Annotated in this window: 10 protein-coding genes; all 10 read left to right on the top strand. The window is 48.9% G+C overall.

The genetic code is table 11. The annotated features are described in order from the left end of the window. Positions 1-94: rubredoxin (locus tag HWQ67_RS20545; RefSeq protein ID WP_218252571.1), on the top strand; the 94-nt coding region annotated here is incomplete at its 5' end. Positions 95-114: 20 nt separating this feature from the next. Then, a complete protein-coding gene (locus HWQ67_RS10115) occupies positions 115-489 on the top strand; it encodes a class II SORL domain-containing protein (RefSeq protein ID WP_218252570.1) in 375 nt (124 codons plus the stop codon). An 89-nt stretch (positions 490-578) separates the two neighbouring features. Continuing rightward, entirely contained in the window at positions 579-1,214 is a 636-nt protein-coding gene (locus HWQ67_RS10110; RefSeq protein ID WP_218252569.1) for a peroxiredoxin, read from the top strand. 3 nt (positions 1,215-1,217) lie between these two features. Then, positions 1,218-1,790: a flavodoxin family protein gene (locus HWQ67_RS10105; RefSeq protein WP_218252568.1), complete on the top strand. Its 573-nt coding sequence runs from the start codon at positions 1,218-1,220 to the stop codon at positions 1,788-1,790. A gap of 37 nt (positions 1,791-1,827) precedes the next feature. Continuing rightward, positions 1,828-2,085, top strand: a complete 258-nt coding sequence (locus tag HWQ67_RS10100; RefSeq protein ID WP_218252567.1) for a glutaredoxin family protein — start codon at positions 1,828-1,830, stop codon at positions 2,083-2,085. Positions 2,086-2,124: 39 nt separating this feature from the next. Then, positions 2,125-3,306 (top strand): beta-ketoacyl-[acyl-carrier-protein] synthase family protein, encoded by a 1,182-nt coding sequence (locus HWQ67_RS10095; protein WP_218252566.1) that lies wholly within the window; start codon positions 2,125-2,127, stop codon positions 3,304-3,306. A gap of 9 nt (positions 3,307-3,315) precedes the next feature. Continuing rightward, positions 3,316-4,629: a nucleotide sugar dehydrogenase gene (locus tag HWQ67_RS10090; RefSeq protein WP_218252565.1), complete on the top strand. Its 1,314-nt coding sequence runs from the start codon at positions 3,316-3,318 to the stop codon at positions 4,627-4,629. Next, the gene (locus HWQ67_RS10085; protein WP_218252564.1) at positions 4,626-5,642 is read left to right on the top strand and encodes an NAD-dependent epimerase; all 1,017 of its coding nucleotides are present in this window, start codon (positions 4,626-4,628) and stop codon (positions 5,640-5,642) included. Before HWQ67_RS10090 ends, HWQ67_RS10085 begins: the two co-directional genes overlap by 4 nt. Positions 5,643-5,694: 52 nt before the next feature. After that, on the top strand, positions 5,695-6,669 hold the full coding sequence (locus tag HWQ67_RS10080) for a tetratricopeptide repeat protein (RefSeq protein ID WP_218252563.1): 975 nt from the start codon (positions 5,695-5,697) through the stop codon (positions 6,667-6,669). A 54-nt stretch (positions 6,670-6,723) separates the two neighbouring features. Further along, positions 6,724-7,299 carry a Uma2 family endonuclease gene (locus HWQ67_RS10075; RefSeq protein ID WP_218252562.1) on the top strand — a complete coding sequence of 192 codons (576 nt, stop codon included), beginning with the start codon at positions 6,724-6,726 and terminating at the stop codon, positions 7,297-7,299. Positions 7,300-7,303 lie beyond the last annotated feature (4 nt).

The following is a 7,303-nucleotide window of genomic DNA, read 5'->3' as shown; positions in this document are numbered from 1 at the left end:
TGAGTCAAAGGAGGGTACAAGTTTCAACGATCTCCCTGATGATTATACTTGTCCTGTATGTAATGCCCCAAAAGAAGCCTTTGAAGAGGCATAAGATTTTAAGGAGGCAGTGAGATGTCTGAAAAGAGCCTGTTTTGCGGAATAAACAAACCCGCAGACCTAAACAATCTGACCGATTCGGAAAAGAAGCATATGCCGGTCATTGAATGTCCCGATGTCGTGAAGTCCGGTGAGCCTTTTAAAGTAATCATCAAGGTGGGTGCAATCCCGCACGTTATGGAGGAGGCCCATCATATCCAGTGGATAGACGTGTATTCCGGTCAAAACTTCAACGTCAGAATAGACCTGACGCCGGTGTTTACAAAACCGGAGGCCACGGTAACGCTGCTTAAGAGCGGCAAACACCGCACTACCACTCTGAGGGTTGTGGAAAGATGCAACCTGCATGGCCAATGGGAGGCTACAAAGGAGATTACCGTAAACGAGTAATCCACGTATACCGGGGGGCTAGTGTGTCCCCCTATGATATATTTATTGTCCTGGTAGTGACCGGGGCTAAAAAAAGGAGGGTTTTTCTGATGTCTGAAGATTTTGATGATGACATGGACGACATGTGTTGCAGTTTGAGGGTTGGTCAGCAGGTTCCGGATTTTAAACTGGAGACTTATGAACCGGCAAAGGGTCAGTTTGCAGAGGTATCCCTGGAGGACCTCACGGAGCAAGGTAAGTGGGTCGTGCTGGTGTTCTACCCTGCGGACTTTACGTTTGTATGTGCCACGGAGTTTGAGGCAATTGCGGAACGCTACGAAGAGTTCAAAAAGCTGGGTGCAGAGGTCATAACCATCAGTACGGACACCAAGTTCGTACACTTGGCCTGGCAGAGGGATGAGAAATCGCTGGCCAATGTAAAGCACATCATGGGCGCCGACCATACGGCCTATGTGTCGCGGCTCTTTGGCGTCTATAACGAGGCAAATGGCCTGGACCTCAGGGGTACCTTTATTATTAGTCCTGATGGTATACTATTAAATTCCGAAATAAACTTCTACAACCTCGGCAGAAACTTCGACGAAGTGCTGCGCAAACTCAAGGCCAACACCTATCTGTCAAAGCACGGTGAGGAAGCCTGTCCGGCCAAGTGGCAGAAGGATGGCGACAAGACGCTTAAGCCATCGGCAGACCTGGTTGGAAAGGTCTTTGAGGCGCTGCACTAATCAATGAGGGTTGTAATTTTTCAATCTAGCCCCAGGGCTGGTGGAAATACCGATCTGTTACTGGATGTGGCCGTGGGGGCAATAAAAGAGGTGGGGGTGCAGATGACCATCTTTAAACCTCACATGATGGATATCGCCCCCTGCAGCAACTGTGGCGGATGCGATGACACTGGTGTATGTGTTGTCAACGACGACATGGCAGAGGTCTACAGGGCAATATATGAGGGAGACAAGTTTATACTGGCCAGCCCTGTGTTTTTCTTTGGTCTGCCGGCACAGGTCAAGTGTCTCATCGACAGAACTCAGGCCCTGTGGTGTGAGAAGTACTTGTTGAATCGGCCAATTGCAGATACCGAACATGTCAGAGAGGGACTCGTAATTCTGGTTGGCGGGATGAAGAAGGAGGTCGGATTCAAGTCAGCGGGGGCCACGGCAACCGCTTTTTTCAGGACCATCAGTGTTGGCAAACATCAAGACTTGTTCTTTACCGGGATTGACAAAAAGGGTGCCATTAAGGCGCATCCAACCGCTTATAACGATGTCCATGCCGCTACTGTAAAGTTAATCGGGGGTTAGTCTAGTGCCCAGCCGGCTATAATTATGGAGGTAGTAAATGAGAAATATAGTCCTCTTTGCCTTAAGCACATGTCCGGCGTGTAAGAAGACAAGGGATTTGCTTGATACAAACAAGATAGAATATGTGCTTGTAGAGCTTGATCTGGTTGACCTTGACTCGAGAGATAAGCTCTTGGGTGAGGTCAGGAGGTTTAATCCGCGTGAGACCTTTCCCACGCTTGTCATAAACAAGGGTGAGAAAGTGATCGTGGGTTATGACGAGTCGGAGCTTAAGGGTGAGTTTGGAGGTCACTGACATGCACCCCTGCATCGGTTTAGCTACAAACGGGGGGGGATGAAGAAGAGACGTGTTGTTATAACGGGCATCGGAGCGATAACCCCCCTGGGCAATAACTTTGGACAAGCCTGGGAGGGGTTAATCAGCGGCAGGTGCGGATTGGATGTCGTTGAGGGCAGGGGCTGTGGCAGGATTGACGGGGAGCTTCAGTGGGAGGACTATCTTTCGGAGAAGCAGCGAAGGCGCCTAGACCCCTTTGTCCATTACGCCCTTGTGGCTGCCGCAATGGCACTTGAAGACCGTGCCTCAGACCGTGCCGATATCCATCACTGTGCCGTCATCATGGGAACAAGCAGGGGTGGAATAACCCGCCTTAACGAGGCACTCAGAGACATTAACACCCATAAACGCCTCTCCAGCTACCTGATGTCCGGTACTACGCCTGGGATGGCGGCCTCCTATATCTCCGAGGTGTTTGGCAGTGGCGGGTATACGTTGGGTATATCGAATGCTTGTGCCTCGGGGGCCAATGCCGTTGGTGAGGCATACCGCCTGGTTAGTGATGGCTATGCAGAGGTGGCCGTTAGCGGGGGCAGTGATGCCCCGCTGTGTGATATATGCTTTATGGGATATGAGGCTTGCAGGGCGCTCTCCCGCAGTCATGTTTCCAGGCCCTTTGACGTAAAGAGGGACGGGTTTGTGTTGTCTGAGGGTGCGGCGGTCTTGATCCTTGAAACATATGACAGGGCTCTTGGTCGTGGTGCCCAGGTTTATGCCGAAATAGTGGCCTATGCAAACAGCTCCGACGGTTACAATCAGGTAAGACCCAACAACACCTCTCAGGCAAAGGCCATGCTCCAGGCCATCAACATTGCTGCCTTGACTACCGGGGATATCGATCACGTCAACACCCATGGCAGTTCAACACGTTTGGGCGACCTCTCTGAAGCAATGGCTATACGAGAGGTGTTTAAGGACATGGCGGATATCCTGCCCATAACGGCCAACAAGTCGGCAACCGGACATATGCTGGCGGCCTCCGGAGCGTTTGAGCTGGCCACCTCAGCCATGACCATCAGGGAGGGTGTCATACCGCCAACCATAAATGTCGATGAACCTGACCCGGAGTGCTCCATTAACCTTGTCAGAGAGCCTCTTGAAATGACCGTCAAGACAGTCATGTCCAATTCCTTTGGATTTGGAGGGGTCAATGCGGTAATAATACTGAAAAAAATATGAGGATGACGTATGAAGCTGCTTGAACTAATACGAAACAGGGATGCAAAAATAGGAATTATCGGTCTTGGTTATGTGGGACTGCCGCTGCTTATTGAATTTGTGAGGGCGGGATTTAACGTTACGGGTTTTGACATTGATGAGGCAAAAGTATGTTTGTTAAAAGAGGGAAAGAGCTACCTCAAGCATATTGACGTCAATCGTATCAAACAGTTTACGGGCAAACAGTTTTTGCCAACCAGTGATTTTTCTGGCCTCGCTGATATGGATTGCATAATAATTTGCGTCCCTACACCTCTTAATAAATACCGTGAACCTGATTTGACGTATGTATTTAACTCCACCAGGCTTATTGGGAAACATCTCAAAAAGGGTCAACTGATAGTGCTTGAATCCACCACGTATCCGGGTACTACCAGTGACGATGTACGGGCAATCCTGGATGAAACGGGGTTGGTCGCAGGGGTGGATTACTACCTGGCCTACTCCGCAGAACGGGAAGACCCCAACAACACCAGCTTTTCTACCTCAACTATTCCAAAGGTGGTGAGCGGCCATAGCCACGACTGTCTGGTCGTTGCACAGGCATTGTATGACACGATAATTGCCAAAACTATAGCGGTGTCCTCAACAAAGGTTGCCGAAGCGGCCAAGCTCCTGGAAAACATCTATCGGGCCGTCAACATCGCCCTGGTCAACGAAATGAAGATGCTCTTTGACGCTATGGATATAGACGTGTGGGAGGTGATAGAGGCGGCCAAGACGAAACCCTTTGGTTTTCATGCCTTCTACCCCGGTCCCGGACTCGGTGGACACTGTATCCCCATAGACCCCTTTTATCTGACCTGGAAGGCCAGACAATACGACTTTCCAACCAGGTTTATTGAGCTTGCCGGGGAGATAAACACGCACATGCCTTTTTTTGTTGTTGAAAAGGTCAGAGGGGCGCTTAACCAATTTAATAAATCTGTAAAGGGTTCAAAGATACTGGTCTTAGGCGTAGCCTACAAGAAGGACATCGACGATCAGAGGGAATCTCCCGCCCTGAAGATCATACAGTTGCTCATAAAGGATGGCGCCGAGGTGTGCTACAATGACCCCTACGTCGGCGTCTGTCGTGGGCATCGGCATTATCCCGATATAGATATGACGAGCGTTGAACTAACTGCCGAATTGTTAAAGGAATCAGACCTGGTACTCCTTATAACAGACCACAGTGTCTTTGATTATGCATTTATTGAGCAATACGCAAGGTGTATAATAGTTGATACGCGGGATGCATTCAGACGAAATAACATAAGGAGTGATAAAATCTATAGGGCATGAAAAAAATATTGGTAACAGGGGCAGCTGGATTTATCGGTTTTCACCTGTGCAAGAGATTGCTTGACATGGGGCGCAGCGTTATTGGCATTGACAACCTCAACGATTATTATGACGTCAATCTTAAATTAAACAGGCTTAAACAGATTTATGGCAGAGTCGGGTTTAGGTTTGTAAAGATGGATATATCGGACAGGGATGCCATGCGGGCGTTGTTTGAGACGGAGGCCTTTGACTGTGTTGTAAACCTTGCAGCGCAGGCTGGTGTCAGATATTCGCTGGTTAATCCCTATGCCTACATACAAAGTAATATCAACGGTTTCCTCAACATCCTTGAGGGTTGCAGGTTTAACGGGGTCAAACACCTTGTCTTTGCCTCATCGAGTTCCGTTTATGGGGCAAACAGGGACAAGCCCTTCAGCGTAGAGCACAACGTAGACCATCCCATATCACTGTATGCGGCAACGAAGAAGTCAAACGAATTGATGGCACATACGTATGCAAGTCTGTACGGGATACCTTGTACGGGGCTTAGATTTTTCACGGTATATGGGCAGTGGGGACGTCCGGATATGGCGCTCTTTCTCTTCACCGATGCAATCCTCAACAACAGAGCCATAGACGTGTTTAACTTCGGAAAGATGGTCAGGGACTTCACCTACATAGACGATATCATAGAGGGGGTTGTCAGGATAACAGACCGTGTGGCCCAACCTGATCCACACTGGAGCGGTGGTGTATCAACCAGCTTTGCCCCCTACAGGCTCTACAACATCGGCAACAACGCACCCGTTGCCCTGATGCGCTTTATCGAATGTATCGAGGATGCCCTTGGCAAGAAGGCCCGGAAAAACTTTATGGCAATCCAGGCCGGCGATGTAGAAGAGACATACGCCGATATCACGGACCTCGAAAGGGATGTCGATTTCAGGCCGTCAACCCCCATAGAGGTTGGTATCAGGGCGTTTGTCAACTGGTATACGACATACTATCAGGATAATGAAATGCCTCTGTGACCTTGTGAGGCAGGGGTAAAGTAAGCGTTTCACATAGTGGAGGGACTGACAGTTGGATGCTAATGAGTACTTTAATCGTGGCATAGCCTGGGGCAGAGGAGGAGACCACGACAGGGCTATTACTGATCTCACCAGGGCTATTGAGATAAACCCACAGGTGGCGGAGATGTATTCCTTCCGTGCTTTCTCCTGGCTTGAAAAAAACAACTACGACAAGGCAATTGCTGATTACACCAGGGCGATTGAAATAAACCCACAGTTTACCTGGGCCTACTTTAGCCGTGGCTTTGCCTGGGATAAGAAAGGCTACCATGACAGGGCTATCGCTGATTGGACCAGGGCGGCACAACTAGGCTCCAAACATGCGCGGGAGTATTTAGCGTCTATTGGTTATAGGGCAGACAACGGTGCAACGAGTTCTCATGTCTCAGCCAACACCAGGCCAAAGGTAAGCAACATCGATATAACCCCGCGGGATGCCGATGCGTATGTAAAGCGTGGTCTTGACTGCTTTGACAGGGGAGACCACGGTAAAGCGATAATTAATTACACCAGGGCTATAGAGTTAGACCCGCGTCCTGCACAGGTGTACTTTTACCGTGGTCTTGCCTGGGCTGAAAAGATGGAATACGACAACGCTATTGCTGATTACACCAAAGCGATTGAGATCAACCCCCTATTTGCCTGGGCGTACAATAACCGAGGTCTTGCCTTGGTTGAAAACGGAGAATGTGACAGGGCTATTGCCGATTACACCAGGGCTATAGGGTTAGACCCGCGGTATGTTGGTGCGTACAACAATCGTGGTACTGTCTGGGGCAGAAAGGGGGACCGGAACAGGGCCATTGCTGATTATGCCAAGGCCATTGAACTTGACCCCCGGGATGCTTATGCCTACTACCACCGTGGCATTGCTTACAACAAAAATGGACGCTATGACAAGGCTATCGAAGACTGGACCAGAGCGGCACAACTTGGCTATACGAGCGCACAGGACAAACTGCGCTCCCTGGACCGCAAGTGGTAACTCAGGGAGAAAAGGGGTTGTTAAAAACACAACTCTGTGTGGTAGAATATATTTATGGAGACACAAATTTTAGAGAGAGATTTTGACCTGACCGAAATAATCAATGGGGTGGAGGTTATGGGGCCTAGTCCGTTTGGAAAGCATCAAGATATAGTTGGTAATATTTATGACCTTATACGCCAGCACATAAAAAAGACCAGGACAGGGAAAGTCTTCTGCTCACCGCTTGACGTTATCCTCAAGGATGGCGAACAAAGATTGCAACCCGATATCTTGTTTATCAGAAAAGAGAACATGGGTATCTTCCAGGACTGGATCAGGGGAGTGCCTGACTTGGTGTGTGAGATTGTATCCAAGGGATCAGTTGCTAAGGACACTGTTACCAAGAAAAAGATATACGAAAGATTTAGAATCCCTGAATACTGGATAGTTCTGCCGGAGTTTGAGACCATTGAGGTATTTACCATTGAATCAGGTGCATACGAACTTTTCTCCTCAGCCGAGGGAGAGGGGACAGTTAGGTCCAACCGACATTCCGCATACCCTATAGTCCATCAAATATTTTATAATTTATACGGCATGCTGTTGGCATTGCCAAGTTGTATAAAAAATAAGAGATTTGAGGATTAAAAAG

It is taken from the genome of Candidatus Magnetobacterium casense, from assembly GCF_019173545.1.
Lineage (GTDB): Bacteria > Nitrospirota > Thermodesulfovibrionia > Thermodesulfovibrionales > Magnetobacteriaceae > Magnetobacterium > Magnetobacterium cryptolimnobacter.
The sequence above is the reverse complement of the archived record's forward strand: the minus strand, read 5'-3'. Positions and strand labels throughout refer to the sequence as shown.